Source organism: Actinoallomurus sp. NPDC052274 (genome assembly GCF_040679475.1).
GTDB lineage: Bacteria > Actinomycetota > Actinomycetes > Streptosporangiales > Streptosporangiaceae > Actinoallomurus > Actinoallomurus liliacearum.
The window spans coordinates 91,112-108,843 of the sequence record NZ_JBFAUT010000013.1; the positions used below are offsets into that span (position 1 = coordinate 91,112).

Annotated in this window: 14 protein-coding genes; 8 read left to right on the plus strand and 6 right to left on the minus strand. The window is 72.6% G+C overall.

Going from position 1 to position 17,732, the window contains the following annotated elements:
• Positions 1-11 precede the first annotated feature (11 nt).
• Together AB0K82_RS14295 and AB0K82_RS14300 are read left to right on the plus strand one after the other, a co-directional pair.
• The gene (locus AB0K82_RS14295) at positions 12-4,997 is read left to right on the plus strand and encodes a cation-translocating P-type ATPase (RefSeq protein ID WP_364396572.1); all 4,986 of its coding nucleotides are present in this window, start codon (positions 12-14) and stop codon (positions 4,995-4,997) included.
• 106 nt (positions 4,998-5,103) lie between these two features.
• Entirely contained in the window at positions 5,104-5,229 is a 126-nt protein-coding gene (locus tag AB0K82_RS14300) for a hypothetical protein (protein WP_345356909.1), read from the plus strand.
• Positions 5,230-5,342: 113 nt separating this feature from the next.
• Here the strand turns inward: AB0K82_RS14300 and AB0K82_RS14305 are convergent, their stop codons facing one another.
• Positions 5,343-5,933, minus strand: coding sequence for a TetR family transcriptional regulator (locus AB0K82_RS14305; protein ID WP_364396574.1), 591 nt, complete (start codon positions 5,931-5,933; stop codon positions 5,343-5,345).
• Between the two features lie 226 nt (positions 5,934-6,159).
• Here AB0K82_RS14305 and AB0K82_RS14310 point away from each other — a divergent pair, with 226 nt between their 5' ends.
• From AB0K82_RS14310 to AB0K82_RS14330, 5 genes are read left to right on the plus strand one after another with little or no spacing between them, the layout of a single operon-like run.
• Positions 6,160-7,851, plus strand: coding sequence for an AMP-binding protein (locus AB0K82_RS14310; protein ID WP_364396577.1), 1,692 nt, complete (start codon positions 6,160-6,162; stop codon positions 7,849-7,851).
• Positions 7,820-8,893 (plus strand): acyl-CoA dehydrogenase family protein, encoded by a 1,074-nt coding sequence (locus tag AB0K82_RS14315; RefSeq protein WP_364396580.1) that lies wholly within the window; start codon positions 7,820-7,822, stop codon positions 8,891-8,893. Before AB0K82_RS14310 ends, AB0K82_RS14315 begins: the two co-directional genes overlap by 32 nt.
• Positions 8,893-10,065, plus strand: a complete 1,173-nt coding sequence (locus AB0K82_RS14320; protein WP_364396583.1) for an acyl-CoA dehydrogenase family protein — start codon at positions 8,893-8,895, stop codon at positions 10,063-10,065. The genes AB0K82_RS14315 and AB0K82_RS14320 overlap by 1 nt, the downstream gene beginning before the upstream one ends.
• 9 nt (positions 10,066-10,074) lie before the next feature.
• Positions 10,075-11,376, plus strand: coding sequence for an OB-fold domain-containing protein (locus AB0K82_RS14325; protein ID WP_364396585.1), 1,302 nt, complete (start codon positions 10,075-10,077; stop codon positions 11,374-11,376).
• Positions 11,373-12,542 carry a lipid-transfer protein gene (locus AB0K82_RS14330; protein WP_364396588.1) on the plus strand — a complete coding sequence of 390 codons (1,170 nt, stop codon included), beginning with the start codon at positions 11,373-11,375 and terminating at the stop codon, positions 12,540-12,542. The genes AB0K82_RS14325 and AB0K82_RS14330 overlap by 4 nt, the downstream gene beginning before the upstream one ends.
• Positions 12,543-12,938: 396 nt before the next feature.
• Here the strand turns inward: AB0K82_RS14330 and AB0K82_RS14335 are convergent, their stop codons facing one another.
• The 5 genes from AB0K82_RS14335 to AB0K82_RS14355 form a co-directional block, all read right to left on the minus strand.
• Positions 12,939-13,103 carry a hypothetical protein gene (locus AB0K82_RS14335; protein ID WP_364396591.1) on the minus strand — a complete coding sequence of 55 codons (165 nt, stop codon included), beginning with the start codon at positions 13,101-13,103 and terminating at the stop codon, positions 12,939-12,941.
• Between the two features lie 237 nt (positions 13,104-13,340).
• Positions 13,341-14,483, minus strand: a complete 1,143-nt coding sequence (locus tag AB0K82_RS14340) for a serine hydrolase domain-containing protein (RefSeq protein ID WP_364396594.1) — start codon at positions 14,481-14,483, stop codon at positions 13,341-13,343.
• 22 nt (positions 14,484-14,505) lie between these two features.
• The gene (locus AB0K82_RS14345; protein WP_364396596.1) at positions 14,506-15,114 is read right to left on the minus strand and encodes a WHG domain-containing protein; all 609 of its coding nucleotides are present in this window, start codon (positions 15,112-15,114) and stop codon (positions 14,506-14,508) included.
• A gap of 130 nt (positions 15,115-15,244) precedes the next feature.
• Complete coding sequence (locus AB0K82_RS14350; protein WP_364396599.1) at positions 15,245-16,012, minus strand: hypothetical protein; 768 nt, start codon at positions 16,010-16,012, stop codon at positions 15,245-15,247.
• 189 nt (positions 16,013-16,201) lie between these two features.
• The gene (locus tag AB0K82_RS14355; RefSeq protein WP_364396602.1) at positions 16,202-16,657 is read right to left on the minus strand and encodes a hypothetical protein; all 456 of its coding nucleotides are present in this window, start codon (positions 16,655-16,657) and stop codon (positions 16,202-16,204) included.
• A 447-nt stretch (positions 16,658-17,104) separates the two neighbouring features.
• Between AB0K82_RS14355 and AB0K82_RS14360 the strand changes: the two genes are divergently transcribed.
• Positions 17,105-17,668 (plus strand): dihydrofolate reductase family protein, encoded by a 564-nt coding sequence (locus AB0K82_RS14360; protein WP_364396604.1) that lies wholly within the window; start codon positions 17,105-17,107, stop codon positions 17,666-17,668.
• Positions 17,669-17,732: the final 64 nt, after the last annotated feature.

Here is a 17,732-nt window from a genome sequence, read left to right on the forward strand (position 1 = left end):
GTCCTCGACTCATGCCGCTGCGAGGCATTCTCCGTACCGCGACCGGCCTGCTGCAGATGACCACGACGGTGCCCGGTACGGCCGCACGGGCGTCGGGGATGGTGCCGCACGCGGTACGGCGCGCCTCGGGCGAGGCGGCGCGGCTGTCCGGCGCGGTGCTGGGCCTGCCGGCTGCCGCAGCCGGGTCCGGCGCGCCGGCGAGCCTGCAGGCCGCGTTGGGCCTGCCACAGACGGCGCTTAGCCTGCCCGGTGCGGCGCTGAGCCTGCCGCGGGCCGCGCTTAGCCTGCCCGGTGCGGCGTTGAGCCTGCCGCGCGCCGCGCTGAGCGTGCCCGGCATGGCGCTTAGCCTGCCCGGTGCGGCGCTGAGCCTGCCGCGCGCCGCGTTGGGCCTGCCCGGCGTGGCGCTGCGTCTACCCGGTGCGGCGCTGAGCGTGCCCGGCGTGGCGCTGCGCGCGTCCGGTGCGGTGCTGGGCCTGTCCGGGATGGCGCTGATGCGGCCCGGCGCCGCGGTGGGTCTGCCCGCGGTGGGTCGGCTGCCGGGTGCGGCCGCGCGACTGCCGGGCGCGGTCGCCGCTCTGCCGGGACTCGCGGTCCGGGCGTCGGAGGAGATGTCGCGGCTTCCGGGGGCGCTGGTGCGGCTTCCGGCGGTCGCCGCGCGGGCGTCGGACGCGGTCCTGCAGGACCCGGGCGCCGCGCTGCGCTCCGCCGTCGAGACGGCGGAACAACGCCGGGTGCACCGCGGCGACGAGCGGACCAGCATCCGGGTTCGCGGCCTGCACCACGTCGGCCGTACCGACATGGCGCGCGACCTCGTCACCGGGATGAACGAGGTGGCGGGGGTGCGGCGGGCCGAGGTGAACGGAGTTCTCGGCACCGTGACGGTGGTCCACGACGGTGACGTTCCCGTCGAGGAGCTGACCGCCGTGGTCGACGCGGTCGAGGAGCGGCACGACGCCGCCTCGGATCCGTACGCCCGGACTCCCGACCCGGGCCACCGGCAGGCGGTCCTGCGGGAGAGCGCGATCATGGCCGCGTACCTGACGGGCGCGAGCGTCGCGATCACGGGCAGACTGGTGTTGCGGGCCGTGCCGGTCCCCCCGGCGGTGGGGACCCTGATCGCGATGGCCGACGCGACGCCTCAGGTCCGGGACCGGCTGACGCGGTTGATCGGGCGCCCGGCCACCGACCTCCTCCTCGGCGGCAGCGTGGCGAGCCTGCAGGCGCTGGCGCAGCAGCCGACCGGCCTGATCATCGGCTTCGTGCACCGGATGACCCGCGCCGAGGAGGCGCGCGGGTACCGGTCCGCGTGGCACCGGCGCGTCGAGCACCTGATCCGTGAGAAGGGCGCCTTCCAGGCCCCGCCGCTGCAGGTGCCGGAGCGGCCCGTCCCCCTGCCGTACGGCCCGGTGGAGCGGGCGGCCTGGACGGTGCCCACGGCGATCACCGCGGCGGTGGGCGCGTACGTCCTGACCCGCGACGCGACGCGGGCGCAGGGAGTGCTCGCCGCGGGCGTGCCGAGGGCGGCGCGCATGGGCCGCGAGGCGTTCGCCACCCAGCTCGGCATGGTCGTCGCCGGCCGGGACGTCGTCGTCATGGACCTGCAGAGCCTGCGCCGGTTCGACCGGGTGGACCACGTGATCGTGGACGCCTCGGTGCTGCGCACCGGCGACATGGTGATCGAGGACGTCGTCTCCCTCCCGTCGTCGGTCACCGCCGAAGAAGCACACGAACGTGCCCACGCCCTGGTGGACCTGGATCGCCCGGAGGCCCGGCGGCGGGAGGGCCCCTGGGCGATCTCCCGGCTGCGGCCGGCCGCTCTCCCGGCGGACGCCCGCGAACGCGCGGCCGAACTCCGCGAGCGCGGCGCGACCGTGCTCCTGCTGACCCGCGACGGTGAACCGGCCGCCCTCGTCTCCGTCGTGGCCGAGCTCGACCCCTTGGCCGAGGCCCTGATCGACGCCGCCAGGGGCGTGGGGTCGGTGGCCGTGGCCGGCGCCTCCGTGCTGGCGCAGCGGCTGTCCGTCGACAGCGCGGTCCCCGGCGGCGACCGGCTTCTTGACTCCGTACGCGAGGCGCAGGAGGACGGGCGTGTCGTCGCGCTCGTCGCCGCGCGCGATGGCGCGCCGCTCGCGGCGGCGGACGTGGGGATCGGGGTGCTCGGTCCCGGCCACCGCCCGCCCTGGGGCGCGCACCTGCTGTGCGGTCCGAGCCTGGCCGACGCGGTCCTGCTCCTCGAGTCGATCCCGTCGGCCGGGCGTACCAGCGCGCGTGCCGCGCGGATCGCCTATGTGGGGTCGGTGGCGGGGGCGCTGCTGGCCGTGGCGGGATCGCCGGCACGCGCGCCCCGGCGGGCGCGGCTGGCGATCGACCTCGCCACCGTGTCGGCGTTCGTCATGGGCACCTTGTCGGCCCGGGCGCTGGCCCGGCGACCCGCTCCGGTGCCCCAGGACCGTACGCCCTGGCACGCGTGGCCGGCCAAGGCCGTGCTCACCCGCTTGGGCTCGTCGATGTCCGGCATCGACGAGGACGAGGCCGCCCGGCGCCGCTCGGACCTGGGTGAGGTGATCAGTCCGCCCGGCCTCGCCCAGGTGACCGTCGACGAACTGGACAACCCGCTGACGCCCGCGCTGGCGGCCGGGGCCGGGGTGTCCGCGGTGGTCGGTTCGATCATGGACGCGGCGCTCATCGGCGCGGTCCTCGGAGTGAACGCGATGATGTCCGGCCTGCAGCGGGTCCGCGCGGACCGCGCGCTGCGGCAGCTCGTCGACATGAGCGCGGTGCGCGTCCGGCTCAGGCGGCCCGGCGAGGGCGGTGCCGAGCCGCAGGAGACCGCCGACCGGCTCGTTCCCGGCGACGTCGTCGTCCTCACCGCCGGGGACGCGGTTCCGGCGGACCTGCGCCTGCTGTCGGCCAAGGACCTGGAGGTCGACGAGTCCAGCCTGACCGGCGAGTCGCAACTGGTCACGAAGAACCCGCGGCCCAGCATGGCCCGGTCGGTGGCCGACCGGCACTCGATGCTGTACCAGGGGACGGTGATCGCGGCGGGGGACGCGGTCGGCGTGGTCGTCGCGACGGGCGCCCAGACCGAGGTGGGGCGTACGGCGCGCCAGGGCGGCGCCGAGGATCGTCCGGGCGGGGTCGAGGCGCGGCTGCGCGCGCTGACGGAGGTGACCCTGCCGGTCGCCCTGGGGGCCGGCGTGGTGCTCTTCGGGACGGATCTGCTGCGCGGCGCCACGCTGGCCCGGGCCCTCGGGCCGGCGGTCAGCCTCGCCGTCGCCGCCGTGCCGGAGGGACTGCCGTTCGTGGCGACGGCGGCCGAACTGGCGACGGCGCGGCGGATGTCGCGGCGTGGCGCGCTCGTCCGCAACCCGCGCACGATCGAGGCGCTCGGCCGGATCGACGTGCTCTGCTTCGACAAGACCGGCACGCTCACGGAGGGGCGGCTGCGGCTGGGGCAGGTGTCCGACGGCATCGTGTCCCGTCCCGCCGATGAGCGGCTGTCGCCCGCGTTCCGGGAGATCATCGCGGCCGCCGTCCGCGCGACGCCGGATCGCGGGGGCGGCCGGCTGCCCCATCCGACCGACCGGGCGATCATGAGGGCCGCCCGCAAGCTCGGCATGGACGCCGCGGAGGGGCTCGGGTCGTGGGAACGGGTCGACGAGCTGCCGTTCGAACCCGCGCGCGGCTACCACGCCGTGCTCGGCCGTACGGACGGCCGGCAGCGGCTGAGCGTGAAGGGCGCGCCGGAGATCATCCTGGAGGCCTGCGACACCTGGCAGCACGACGACGGGCCGGTTCCGTTCGACCAGGAGGCACGGGAGAAGGTCGACCAGGAGATCGACCGGCTGGCCCGCCTCGGGTACCGCGTGCTGGCGGTCGGGGAGCGCGCGGCGTCGGGACGCCGGGACCTCACCGCGGAGCGCATCGACCGGCTGGGCTTCCTCGGCCTGCTCTGCATCGCCGATCCGGTGCGGCCCACCGCCGCCGAGGCCGTCGGCCGGCTGCGCAAGGCGGGCGTCGACGTCGTCATGATCACCGGGGATCACCCGACCACCGCCGAGGCGATCGCCGCCGAGCTGCGGCTGCTGAACGGCCGGATCATGACCGGGCCGGACCTCGACGCACTGCGCGACGAGGAGTTGGCCGACGCGCTGTCCGGGGTCGCGGTGTTCGCCCGGGTCAGCCCGGCGCAGAAGGCCCGTGTCGTCCAGGCCCTGCGCGCCGCCGGGCGGGTGGTCGCCGTCACCGGGGACGGCGCCAACGACGCGCCGGCCATCCGGCTCGCCGACGTGGGCATCGCGCTCGGCGAGCGGGCCACTCCCGCCGCCCGTGAGACGGCGGACGTGGTGGTCACCGACGACCGGATCGAGACGATCACCGACGCGATCGCGGACTGCCGCGCGATGTGGCGCTCGACGCGGGACGCCCTGGCGGTACTGCTGGGCGGCAACCTCGGCGAGATCGCCTTCACCGTGGGGACGGGGCTCCTGAGCGGGCGCAGTCCCCTGAACGTGCGTCAGCTCCTGCTGGTCAACCTGCTCACCGACATGCTTCCGGCGATCGCCCTGGCGGCCCGCCCGCCGTCCGGGGTGACGAACGAGGAACTGCTGGCCGAAGGCCCGGACCGGTCGCTCGGCGGCGCGCTCACCCGGGACGTCACGGTCCGCGCGGGCGCCACGGCCGGGGCGGCGCTGGCGGCGTGGGTGCTGGCCCGGGCCTCCGGAACACGCGGTCAGGCGGACACGACGGGCCTGGTCGCGCTCGTCACCACCCAGCTCGCGCAGACGATCGTGGCGGGCGGACGTGATCCCCTGGTGCTCGGCTGTGGCCTCGCGTCACTCGGCGCCCTCGCGTTCATCGTGCAGGTGCCGGGCCTCAGTCACTTCTTCGGCTGCCGGCCGCTGTTCCCGCACTCCTGGGCCATCGCCCTCGGATCGGGTGTGAGCCTGGCCCTGGCGGCCGTCGTGCTCACCCGGATCCGGCGACCCAGCGTCTGACTTGGGAGAATGTTCACCTATCCGTCACCTCCCAGCGCGACCATCGATTCGGACAAGGAGGCATAATTCAGGCGAAGGTATCCCCACTCAACCCCGTAGGTGCCCCATGCCTGACCTCGTGACGACCGTCCTCGCCAAGGCCCTCGTGATGCTCGTCGAGGCCCTTGTGACCCGGCTGGCCCTCTACCTGGTTCAGACCGGAATGTACCGGCAGCTCTGGGCGGCGGCCTGAGCCTTTGACCTCGCTGCCGCCCGCGTTCGGTGGCCTGGGCCTTTGACCTCGCGCCGCCCGCGTTCGGCGGCCTGAGTCTTCCACCCCACGCGGCCCGCGTCGCCGACCCCGTCTCAGAGGTCGGCGAGCAGGCGGGCCGCCGCGATCTCCAGGCGCGCCTGAATCTCCTCGTTCGTGGAGTGGCCGCGGAGCATCTCGATCATCTCCATCACCCACACGCTGCCGAGCGACCGCAGGAGGGCGCGGGTCTCCTCGCCCTCGCCGGGGTCGGTCCCCGTGGCGCGGGCCAGCAGGCCGGTCATGCGGTTGCCGAAGTCGGTCTTGACGTCCGACAGGAGCAGTGACCGGATCAGCGCGTCGGCCAGCTCCGGTTCGCGCATCAACCCCCGCGTCGCGCGCATCAGCACCTCGACGGCGCGTCCGGCCGCGGTCGCCGAGCGCGGCGGGCGGCGCTCCAGGCTGCCCTCGAGGGTGTCCATCTCCTCGCTGACGACGGCGACGACCAGGTCCATCTTGGACGGGAAGTAGCGGTAGAGCGTGCCGAGGGCCACGCCGGCGCGCTCGGCGACGGTCCTCATCTGCATCGCCTCCACCCCGCCGCGCGAGGCGAGGGCGGCGGCCGCCTGGACGATGCGCCGGCGGCGCTGGTGCTGGCTGCGGGAGCGGACCCCCGGGTGGCCGGCGGCGGTTGACTCTGCCGTCACGACGACTCCTCATACTGCGGGCGCGGTGCCCGCCCGCGCGTTACGGAGATCAGCGTACCGCCCGGCGATAACACGTTATGCATGCCGCGACCTGTCGGATGATCGCTCGTTCCACCGAGGTAAGCGGAGCCTGACGCGGTCGGCGGCCCGGTCGGAGATCATCGGTGGTGGACACATACTAGAATCTGTTCTAGTTTTCTTCCGGGTGAGTCCGGGAGGTGACGCGGTGTCCGGAACGGTGGCCGAGCTGCTCTGGGCGCGGTCCGCCGACGACCGCGTCGGGCTCCGCGCCGCCGACGACGCCTGGACCTGGCGCGAGGTCGCCGGCGAGTGCGCCGAGCGCGCCGGCTGGATGGCCGAGACCGCCGGTCACGAGCCCGGGACGCGGCCGCTGCACGTCGGCGTCCTGCTCGACAACGTCCCCGAGATGGTGTTCCTGCTCGGCGGCGCGGCCCTGTCCGGGAACGTGATCGTCGCGCTGAACACGGCACGCGGCGCCGACGAGCTGGCCGGTGACGCGACCCGCGCCGACTGCGACCTGATCGTGACGGAGCCGCGCCACGTGGCCCTCGCGGAACGGGTCGCGGCCCGCACCGGCCTGCCGATCACCGAGCCGGGGCGTGCCGCGCCCACCGGGGAGCCGGCGCCGGTCGCGCCGGAGACCCTCCTGATGCTGATCTTCACGTCCGGCACGTCCGGGCGGCCCCGGGCGGTCCGCGTCACGCACCGCAAGGTCGTCGTCCCCGGCGCGGTGCTGGCCGACCGTCTGCTGGGAGCCGACGACGTCGTCTACTGCCCCATGCCGCTGTTCCACTCCGGCGCGGTCATGGCGGCGTACGCCCCGGCGCTCGCCGCCGGCGCGCAGCTCGTCCTCCGCCCGCGGTTCTCCGCCTCCGGAACGCTGCCCGACGTCCGCCGGTACGGCTGCACGTACCTGCACTATGTCGGCAAGGCGCTGTCGTACGTCCTGGCGACGCCCGAGCGCGCCGACGACGCGGACAACCCGCTCCGCGTGGCGTTCGGCAACGAGGCCGCGCCGCTGGAGCAGCGGCGGTTCGCCGAGCGGTTCGGCTGCGCGGTCGTCGACGGGTACGGCTCGACCGAGACGGCCATCGCGCTGTCGCCCGATCCGGCCGGCCCGCCGGGGGCGCTCGGCCGCCTCGGCGACGGCGTGCGGATCCTCGATCCGGCCACCGGCCGGGAGTGCCCGCCCGCGCGGCTGGACCCCGCCGGCCGCGTCCTCAACGGCGACGAGGCCGTCGGCGAGCTCGTGAACACGACCGGGCTCGGCCTGTTCGACGGCTACTACAACGAACGCGCCGACGACCGGCTCCGGGACGGCATGTTCTGGAGCGGCGACCTCGCCTACCGGGACGAGGACGGCTTCGTGTTCTTCGCCGGACGGGACGCCGACCGCCTCCGCGTGGACGGGGAGAACTTCGGCGCCGTCCAGGTCGAACGGGCGCTCGGCGAGCTGCCCGGCGTCGCGGCGCTCGCCGTGTACGGCGTGCCGGACGTCGCGGCCGGCGACCAGGTGATGGTGGCACTGGTCGGCGCCTTCGACCCGGAACGGTTCGCCGCGTTCCTGCGCGGGCGCGCCGACCTGAGCCCCAAGTGGACGCCGCGCTACGTCCGGGTCGCCGACCGGCTGCCGGCCACCGCGTCGAACAAGGTCGTCCGGCGGACGCTGGCGGCGGACGCCTGGAACACCACGGACCCGGTGTGGTGGCGGCCCGGCCGGGAGCTCCGGTACCGCCGCCTGACCGGCGAGGACGCCGCCCGGCTGCGCGCGGAGTTCGAGAGCCGGGGCAGGGGACACCTGTGGCCCGCCGGGAGCACCGGCTCGGCGGCCGGGCCGTGGGAATCACGATGTGAGGAGGGGGACCGTGGACTTCGACCTGGACGAGAGCGCGCGTGAGCTGCAGGACCTGGCGGACGGCCTGTTCGACCGCGAGGTGACGACGGAGCGCGTGGAGGCGCACGAGAGGTCGGGCGCGCCGTACGACACCGCGCTGTGGCGGGCGATGGCGCAGGCGGGCCTGCTCGGCGCCTGCCTGCCCGAGGACGTGGGCGGCGCCGGGCTCGGGGCGGTGGAGTTCGCCGTGATCCTGCGCCAGGTCGGCGCGCATGTCGCCCCGGTTCCCGCGTACGGCTCCCTCGTCGCGGCGGCGACCCTGGCCGCGCACGGCACCGCCGACCAACGCGGGCGGCTCGCCGGCTTCGCCGCCGGCGGATCGGTCCTGAGCATGGCGGTCCGCGAACCGGGTCCCGGCGTGGCCACGACGGCGCGCCGCGACGGGGACACGTACGTCCTCGACGGGATCAAGACCTTCGTCCCGTACGCCGAGCAGGCCGACGCCGTCCTCGTCCCGGCGCGGATGGGCGAGGAGACCGGGGTGTTCCTCGTCGAGCCCGGTCGGATGGCGCTCACCCCGCAGCCGTCGGCCACCGGCGAGCCGCTGTCGCGGGCCGGTCTGGAGGGCGTACGGGTCGGCGCGGACGCGCTGCTCGGCGGCGGCGCGCACGAGACCCTCACCGGGTACGCCACGGCGGGCGCGGTCGCCGTCGTGTCCGGCGCGCTCGACGCGGCGCTCACGCTGACCACCGCGCACGTCAAGACCCGCGAGCAGTTCGAGCGGCCGCTCGCCGAGTTCCAGGCCGTCACGATGCAGATCGGCGACGTGTACATCGCCAAGCGGGCGCTCGACGTGGCCGTGTGGGCGGGCGTGTGGCGGCTCGCCGAGGGGCTCGACGACGCGGCCGAGGTGCTCGCCGTCGCCGCGTACAACGCGTGCGAACCCGCGCTGGCGGCCTTCTACACCTGCCAGCACCTGCACGGCGGGCTCGGCCTGGACGTCACCTACCCGCTGCACCGGTACTTCGCCTGGGCCAAACACCACGCACACCTGCTGGGCGGCGCCGAGGCGCAGTTGGACGCGATTGGAGCTCTGGTGGCCTGATGTTCATCGACCTGACCGACGAGCAGAAGGCGCTGCGTTCCGAACTGCGCGCGTACTTCGCCTCCTGCCTGACCGAGGACCAGCGGAACGACATCGCCGACGACCCGTTCGGCACCGCGTACATGGCGCACTGCCGGCGGCTCGGGCGGGACGGCATGCTCGGCATCGCGCTGCCGAAGGAGTACGGCGGCGGGGGCTTCGGCCCCGTCGAGCAGCAGATCTTCGCCAACGAGATCGCCCGCGCCGAGGTCCCGTACCCGATCATCACGCTGAACACCGTCGCGCCGACGCTCGTGCAGTTCGGAACCGACGCGCAGAAGAAGCGGTTCCTGCCGGGAATCCTCGCCGGCGAGTGCCACTTCGCGATCGGCTACAGCGAGCCCGGCGCGGGGACGGACCTGGCCGCGCTGCGCACCACGGCGGTACGGGACGGCGACCACTACATCGTCAACGGCCAGAAGATCTTCACCTCGGGCGCGCACTACTCCGACTACGTCTGGCTGGCCGCGCGGACCGACCCGGACGCCAAGAAGCACAAGGGCATCTCGATGCTCATCGTCGACTGCAGGGACCCCGGCTTCTCCTGGACGCCGATCGTCACCATGGACGGCCGCCACCACACCAACTCCACCTACTACCAGGACGTAAAGGTCCCGGCCGACCTGCTCGTCGGCGAGGAGCACAAGGGCTGGAACCTCATCGTCAACCAGCTCAACCACGAGCGGGTCACGCTCGGCCCGGCGGGCAACATCGGGCACACCTACGACCGGTTCGCCCACTGGGCGCGGACGAAGCCGGGCCGCGACGGCCGTCCGCTCATCGAGCACCCCGACGTACGGCGCGCGGTCGCCCGCGTGCACGCGTACCTACGGGTCAATGAGCTGCTCAACTGGCAGGTCGCCGCGAGCATGGACCTCGGCTGGCTCGGCGCGCCCGACGCGTCCGCCACCAAGATCTACGGGTCGGAGCGCATGCAGGACGTCGGCCGCGTCGTCGGCGACGTCCTCGCCCGGTACGGCGATCCCGGCGACGAGGAGACCCGTGACCTCATCGACCGCCTCGACCACGGCGTGAAGGGCGCGATCGTGCTGACGTTCGGCGGCGGCGTCAACGAGATCCAGCGGGAGCTGATCGCGATGATCGGCCTCGGCCTGCCGCGAGCCCCCCGGTAAGGAGTCACGTTGCACGAACGGCTGATGGCCCTCGCGGAGGAGCTGACCGCACTGGGGGAGCGGCCCGCCGCGCCCTGCGCGGACCCGGTGAACGCCGCGATGATCCGCAACTGGACCCAGGCGCTCGGCGACCGCGCCCGCTGGGCCGAGACGGCGCCGCCCGCGATGATCCAGGTCTGGTCGATGCCCGGCCTGGCCCGGGACAAGCCCGGCACGGTCGCCGACCGGATCCTGACCCTGCTGAACGAGGCCGGCTTCACCGGCGTGGTCGCGACCAACTGCGAGCAGACCTACGACCGGTACCTGCGGCACGGCGAGGAGCTGCGCTCGACGATGCGCTTCGGTGGCGTCACCGGTCCCAAGCGCACCGGCCTGGGCGAGGGCTACTTCGTCACCTGGCACCAGACCTGGTACGCGGGGGACGAACGCGTCGCCGAGATGATGTTCCGGGTGCTGAAGTTCCGCCCGCGCGCGACGGGCGGCCGGGCCGCGAAGGGCCGCCGCCTCCGGCCCGCGATCGGCCCGGACACCCGGTTCTTCTGGGACGGCGTACGCGCCGGAGAGCTGCGAATCCAGCGCTGCGCCGAGTGCGGGCGGCTGCGCCATCCGCCCGGCCCGATGTGCCCGGACTGCCACGCCACCAAGCGCGGCCACGTCGTTGCAAGCGGGCGTGGCACGCTCCACAGCTACGTCGTCCACCACCACCCGCCGGTTCCCGGGCTCGATCCGCCGTTCGTCGTCGCGCTCGTCGACCTGGAGGAGGGCGTGCGCGTCGTCGGCGACCTCCTCGACTGCCCGCTCGACCAGGTCCGCATCGGCATGCCGCTCGAGCTGGCCTTCCAGGAGGTCGACGACGACCTCACCCTGCCCCAGTGGCGCCCCGCCGGATCCGCGCCGCAGCCGGTCACACCGCTCCGGTCGGACACGTCGGCGGCGTCAGGCACGGAGAACGAGGCGGGGCCGGCGGCGCTGAGCATCGAGCTGACGCCGACCTTCGTCATCGCCACCGCCCTCGCGACGCGCGACTTCACGCCCGTGCACCACGACACCGCGCTGGCCCGGGCGCAGGGGTCCAAGGACATCTTCCTGAACATCCTCACCACGATGGGCCTGGTCCAGCGCTACGCCCTCGAACTCCTGCCGGACGCCGTCATCGAGGGCATCTCCGTACGGCTCGGCGTCCCCGCGTACGCCGGTGACACCCTGACCCTGACCGGCCGCGTGGTCGACGACCGCACCGTCGAGGTGCGCGGCGCCGTGAGCCTCGGCGACCACGCCATCGCCACCGTACGACTCGAGGAACGATCATGAGCATCTCCGGAACGGCGGCGATCGCCGGGATCGGGGCGACCGAGTTCTCCAAGGAGTCGGGCCGCTCGGAGCTTCAGCTCGCCGCCGAGGCGTGCATCGACGCGATCAAGGACGCCGGGCTGACGCCGGCCGACGTCGACGGCCTCGTGACGTTCACGGCGGACGCCAACACCGAGATCGCGGTGGCGCGGGAGCTCGGCATCCCCGGCCTGTCCTTCTTCTCCCGGGTGGACTACGGCGGCGGCGCGGCCTGCGGAACCGTCGCGCACGCGGCCATGGCGGTGGCGACCGGGCTGGCGGAGACGGTCGTGTGCTACCGGGCGTTCAACGAGCGCTCGGGGCGGCGCTTCGGCCAGGCGGCGGCCCGCTCGGAGCACGCCGCGAGCGCCACCGACCTGGAGTTCTCCTGGCACCTGCCGTACGGCTTCGCGACCCCGGCCGCCTGGGTCGCGATGTACGCCCGGCGGTACATGCACGAGTATGGCGCGACCAGCGAGGACTTCGGCCGGGTCGCCGTGGCCATGCGCCGCCACGCGGCGACCAACCCGAAGGCGTGGTTCCACGAGCGGCCGATCAGCCTGGAGGACCACCAGGCCAGCCGGTGGATCGTCGAGCCGCTGCACCTGCTCGACTGCTGTCAGGAGTCCGACGGCGGCGTCGCGATCGTCGTGACGAGTGCCGAACGCGCCCGCGACCTGCCCCACCCGCCCGCGGTGATCAGGGCGGCGGCGCAGGGCTCCGGGCCCGGCCAGATGATGATGTTCTCCTACTACGAGGGCGACCTGACGACCCTTCCGGCGATGGGCCGTGTGGGGGAGACCCTCTGGCGGCAGGCGGACCTGCGGCCCGCCGACGTGCAGGCGGCGATCCTGTACGACCACTTCACGCCGTTCGTCCTGGTGCAACTCGAGGAACTCGGCTTCTGCGAAAGGGGCGAGGCGAAGGACTTCGTCGCGGACGGCGGCATCGAGCTCGGCGGCCGCCTGCCGGTCAACCCGAACGGCGGCCAGCTCGGCGAGGCGTACATCCACGGCATGAACGGCATCGCCGAGGCCGTCCGTCAGCTCCGCGGCACCTCCGTCAACCAGGTCGCCGACGTGGCGAACGTCCTCGTGACCGCCGGCACCGGCGTCCCGACCAGCGGCCTCATCCTCGGCCGCCCGTGAGGCCGGTCGGTGCGACGCCCCCCGGGCAACGCGCACGCCGATCGTAGAAGAGTTCGCCGTCAGACGGGTCGCCGACGTGGCGAACGTCCTCGTGGCGGCCGGTGCCGTCGCCCGGATGGGCGCGCAGAATGCTCGGTGAAGGCTGCGTGTGCGGGCGTATGGATGGTGCTAAAGGGTGATAAGCCCCGTGGGGACGGGACTCTTTCCCGAGCCTTTCGGCGCGTGGACGGAACGCGAACGGCGTCGCGTCCCGGGCGCATCAGCCACGATCGGGATCGCGTCGTCGACGCGGCGTCGAAGCGACGGCACACCCTGCCGCAACGAGTGGACCTCCGGGACTCGATGACGCCGGCCCCCACCCCAAGGGGGTGGAGGCCGGTCGGTTACTCGCCGTGCTCAGCTCTTCTTCTTGCTGGTCCGGCCCTTCTCGTCGCCCGTGGTCTTGTCGTTGCTCTGACCCCGACGGGCCTGATGGGCCACGACGCCCCTCCGGGCGACCTCGATGGCGGCCAGGCCGCCGGTGACCATGCCGTCGATCCCGGCTCCAGACATACCGGTCATCTTCGTCCTCCTTTTGTCCGGCTCTTGCCGCTGCAGCATGTTCGCTCCAGCGACCAGAACCGTCCTGAAGCGATGCCCGCGCGCAAGCCGCGTGGCCGGCCTCGGTCCACGTGGGGGCCAGGACAGCGTGGGCGGGGCGTACAGAACGCTCGGTGAACCCGCTGCCCCCGATCGGACGCATCGGGACGGATCACGCCCCATTCCCTGCCTTGACCGAGCGTCGCGTACGCGGCGGTGTCAGCGGTCCAGGCACTCGCGCAGGGCGGTGGTCAAGCGGGTGGCGCGGGCGTCGCCGTGGCCGACCATGCGGTTGGCGACGTAGGCGAACCCGACGCCGTACTCGTCGTCACCGAAGGCGAACTGGCCGCCGGCCCCGTCGTTGCCGAAGCTGCGCCGGCCCGGCATCGGCCGGAAGGACGAGTCGAGCAGGAAGCCCGAGCCCCAGCGCGCCCCGGCGTCGAAGCCCAGCCAGCCCTTCCCGGCGGAGACCTCGCGGACCGCGTCCGTCACGGTGTCCGGCGTGAGCAGCCGCTCCCGGCCGTCGATTCCGGTGACCGCCGCCGCGTACAGCCCGGCGAGCCCGCTCGCCGACGCGGTGGCGCCGGCGCCGGGCAGCTCCATCCCGAGCAGCGCCGGGTCGTTCCAGCCGTGGGGTTCGTCCAGGCCGGGGAAGACCAGCGCGCCGTTCATCGTCACCATGCGGGTGAGCAGGTGCTCGGGCCCTGGCATCCCGGGCCGCCCCTCCGCTTCGACGAGCCGGGCCCGGCCGCTCATCTCCTCGTCCGGCAGGCCGATCCAGGCCCGTAGCCTCAGGGGGTCGCCCACGGCCTTGCGGAAGTAGGCGCCCGGCGTCAGCCCGGTGATGCGCCGGATCACCTCGCCGAGGAGGAAGCCGAAGACGTGGCCGTGGTATTCGTACGCCGTGTTCGGCTCCCACAGCGGCCGCTGCTCCTCGATGGCGTGGATCACCGGCGTCCAGGCGGCGATCTCCGCGAAGGAGAGCACCTCATCGAGGACGGGGACTCCCGCCCGGTGCCCGAGCACCATGCGGGAGGTGATCGCCTCCTTGCCGTTCCGCGCGAACTCGGGCCAGTACCGGCCGACCGGTGCGTCGAGGTCGAGGCGTCCTTCCTGCGCGAGGAGGTGCACGCACACGCTCACGATGGCCTTGGCGCAGGAGAACACCGGCACGACCGTGTCCTGCTCCCACGGCCGGCCGGTCCGCTCGTCCGCGACACCGCCCCAGAGATCCACGACCTTGCGGCCACCGGCGTAAACCGCGACCGCCGCGCCCAGTTCGGGGAAGTCCGCGAAGTTACGCGCGAACGCGTCGGCTACGGCTCCGAAGCGCTCGTCGGCCCATCCGTGATACCGCTCCACTGTTCCCGTCCTTGCGTGGTCGTCATGCTTGTCGTGGTCGCCGGGGCGTATCCCCGTGCGGCTGGTGCGTCGGCCAGTTCTCCAGGAGCACGTGGAGCGCGTCCAGCGAGCGCGACCAGGAGTCCTCGACCTCGCGGGGGTGTGCGAAACCGCCGCTGAGCTCCAGGTGGATGTAGCCGTGGAAGGCCGCGCGCAGCAGGCGGCCAGCGTCGGTCAGGTCCGGCTCGGTCAGGCCGTAGGCGCGGAGCATGCCGTAGGTCAGCTCCACGCTGCGGCGCAGGGCCACGGAGCCGGCGACCTCCTCCGGATCGAACCGCATCTGGGTCGCGGCGTACCGGCCGGGATGTTCGAGCGCGTACCGCCGGTAGGCGTTCGCGAAGGCGACGAGCGCGTCCTTGCCCGCCCGGCCCGCCACCTCCGTCGCGATGCGGTCGGTCAGCTCCTCGCCGCCGAGCAGGGCGATCCGGACGCGCAGCTCCCGCAGGTTCTTGACGTGCGAGTACAGGCTGGCGTCCTTGACCCCGAACCGCCGTGCGAGCGCGGAGACGGTGACCTGCTCGAGCCCGACCTCGTCCGCCATCTCCGCGGCGGCCTCCGTCAACTTCGCCGCACTGAGCCCCGCCCTGACCATGCGCCGCCGCCTCCACCCCTCCCTAGAGTTTCTAGGTTTCAACCTAGCATCATTAGGCACGTGAGTGCGTCGGCGATCTCGGCGTCAGCGCCGCGCCGTCTCGAGCTGCGGGGCTACCGGAGCGGACGCGTCACCAACCCCAACGGCGCAGCTCGGCGTCTTGCAGGATCTGCCGCAACTTCTCTTGGTCCGCGCGCCACCCCACCAGGTGGTAATAGTCATCCGCGGGGAAGCTGATGACCGGAACACCAGGCGCGTGGGCGCGCACCGCCTCCAACACGGAGGAATGGCGGTAGCTCCACCCGTGAACTTCGGTGTGGAAGCTGACCGCCGTCTTCATCCGTGCTTCCGGCAGGTCACGATCCAGCTCCCGGAGCTGTTCCCACACGTGGAGTTCTATATCAGGCTTGGCAAGGATCTGCTTGAGGCGTGCGAAATGGTCTTCGGGAGAGCCGGCAGCGGATGAATTCAATCGAACTCCAACGCATTCGACGGCGCCACGAAGGAACTCTGTACGTCGGGAGAAAAGAATCAGCGCGTTGATCTCGTCCCAGGGAATCCGTCGTGCCTGTCCATCGGGTTCAGATCCCGGGTGAACGCAGTCGGCGAAGTAGACCCCATCGGCATCGATGGAAAAGGCGACCCGGCCCTTGGAGTGTCCCCGGGAAAGTCTTACCGTACCGAAGCCGACCATCCCGAGCGCCGTGCAGAGCAGAGCGAGAGCCGGCGGGCCGTCATCCAGATGTGCGCCGCGCGCGGCCTGAATGAGCCAAAGGGACGACAGCACGATTGCGACCCCGCCTGCGGCGACCGACGCAATGGGCCCGAAGCGCCGGAAGCGCTCGACGTAGGGGGGCGGTGCGACCCCGTGGTGCTCGGCTGTCTTCCCGGCGATCACGATGAGAACCCTCCGGCCGGAACCTGCTGCACGCCACACCCTAACCGACCAGCGCGCCGTACGCCGTGCGTCCGAGAGCGCGGTGTACGGTGCGCCGTGGGCCGGCGGAATGGCGCCGACCTCGAAACGGTGCCTTATGGCGCCCTGGAGGCGACACCGATCTGTTCACGTGGTGGTCCGCCTCGTGTGCTATTTGTAGTATTCGGCTCCCACTTGTACCAGTGTCTTCGTGCCGATCACGTACACGCCGACGTAGTAGTTCGACCGGGTGTTCGCGTGTTTGAAGACCAGGTTCTTCCAGTGGCCATCGCAGCGCATATTATGGCTTTTCACGGGGACTGTGGCACCGTAGATCGCCGCGAACATCGTGTCGCCGCCCCTCCAGTACCAGCATCTGAAGATGATGCCCAGGACCTTACTTCGGGTCTTGAAACGATTGGAGCGCCACGAGTTGTAGGTGCCGCTCGTCCAGGCCGCAGCCGGCCCCCAGAGGTGATACCACTTCGCGCCGGCCTCGCTTATGGGCAGGTCTCCCGGAACGGGCGCCGAAGACGCGGACGGTGTCGTGGCGGCGTTCGCGACGGATGAGGTCGGCGCGGTCGCGCAGACCGTTGCGACTAAGGCCGCGAGCACGGCGATGAGCATTTGGACTTTTCGCACGGACCGTTCCCTTCGCGGATGGATGATAACTAGTCGCGAAATTAGCATGAGTGCGGCTATATCTGTCGTCCGCTATTGGTCGCCCGAATGCCGGAGAGTCAGTGTTTTCCACGATGTGTCGGTGGACGCCGCGCCGTCTGGTGGCCTTCTTCGGTTTCGGTGCCGGACACGTGGTCCTGCTGCGTCAACACTTCCGCCACCCCGTCCCGAAGCCGGTGCCGGGGCGGATCGGCGACGCGGCATCGCGGTCGGCCGCCGGGACGCCCGGACGATGCCGGACGTGGCGCGGACCTTCGGCCCCGATCGGATGCTTCCGGGGCGGAGGGAAGCCGTAAAGATTCCGTAATCGGGTTCGGCCACGCTGAAGGCGCATCAGGACGGCGGGGCCGGACGGAGCCGCCGCTCCCACGCATCACCCGAGAGGAAGCAGCCGTGCGCAAGCTCAAGCTCCAGGTTCAGACCACCGCCGACGGCTACATGGGAGGCCCGAACGGCGAAATGGACTGGATGACGTTCCCGTGGACCGACGACATCAAGGCGTACATCACGGCGTTGATGGAGCCAGTCGACACCATCATGCTGGGCCGCAGGCTCGCCGAGGGCTTCATCCCGGCGTGGGAGGCGGGCCCTCCCGGTGAGGACCAGAAGGCCATCGACGCGATGAACAACACGCCGAAGGTCGTGATCTCCGACAGCCTCACTGAGTCGCCCTGGAAGAACGCCGTCGTCGCGGGCGGCGAGCTCGCCGAGACCGTGAAGCGGCTCAAGTCCGAGCCGGGCGGGGACATCATCGTCTACGGCGGCAGCACGCTCGTGACGGGCCTGATCGGCCAGGGGCTGATCGACGAGCTGCACCTGTTCGTCAACCCGAGCGCGATCGGCGTCGGACTGCCGGTGTTCCCCTACGCCCACGGTGTCCAGCGGCTGAACCTCGTCGCCGCCACGCCGTTCGACTGCGGGATCACCGCGATGCACTACGAGCCGAAGCGGGCCTGAGACCGTGTGACCAATGCTCGGTGAACGCCGCCGCGAAGCGCCCATGTCCGGGCGCCGAGCGGCC

Bases quoted from the DNA above. Each gene is read 5' to 3' on its own strand.
- AB0K82_RS14295 (WP_364396572.1), top strand. From the start codon at position 12: ATGCCGCTGCGAGGCATTCTCCGTACCGCGACCGGCCTGCTGCAGATG.
- AB0K82_RS14320 (WP_364396583.1), top strand. From the start codon at position 8,893: ATGTTCATCGACCTGACCGACGAGCAGAAGGCGCTGCGTTCCGAACTG.
- AB0K82_RS14300 (WP_345356909.1), top strand. From the start codon at position 5,104: ATGCCTGACCTCGTGACGACCGTCCTCGCCAAGGCCCTCGTGATGCTC.
- AB0K82_RS14330 (WP_364396588.1), top strand. From the start codon at position 11,373: ATGAGCATCTCCGGAACGGCGGCGATCGCCGGGATCGGGGCGACCGAG.
- AB0K82_RS14335 (WP_364396591.1), bottom strand. From the start codon at position 13,103: ATGACCGGTATGTCTGGAGCCGGGATCGACGGCATGGTCACCGGCGGC.
- AB0K82_RS14345 (WP_364396596.1), bottom strand. From the start codon at position 15,114: ATGGTCAGGGCGGGGCTCAGTGCGGCGAAGTTGACGGAGGCCGCCGCG.
- AB0K82_RS14355 (WP_364396602.1), bottom strand. From the start codon at position 16,657: ATGCTCATCGCCGTGCTCGCGGCCTTAGTCGCAACGGTCTGCGCGACC.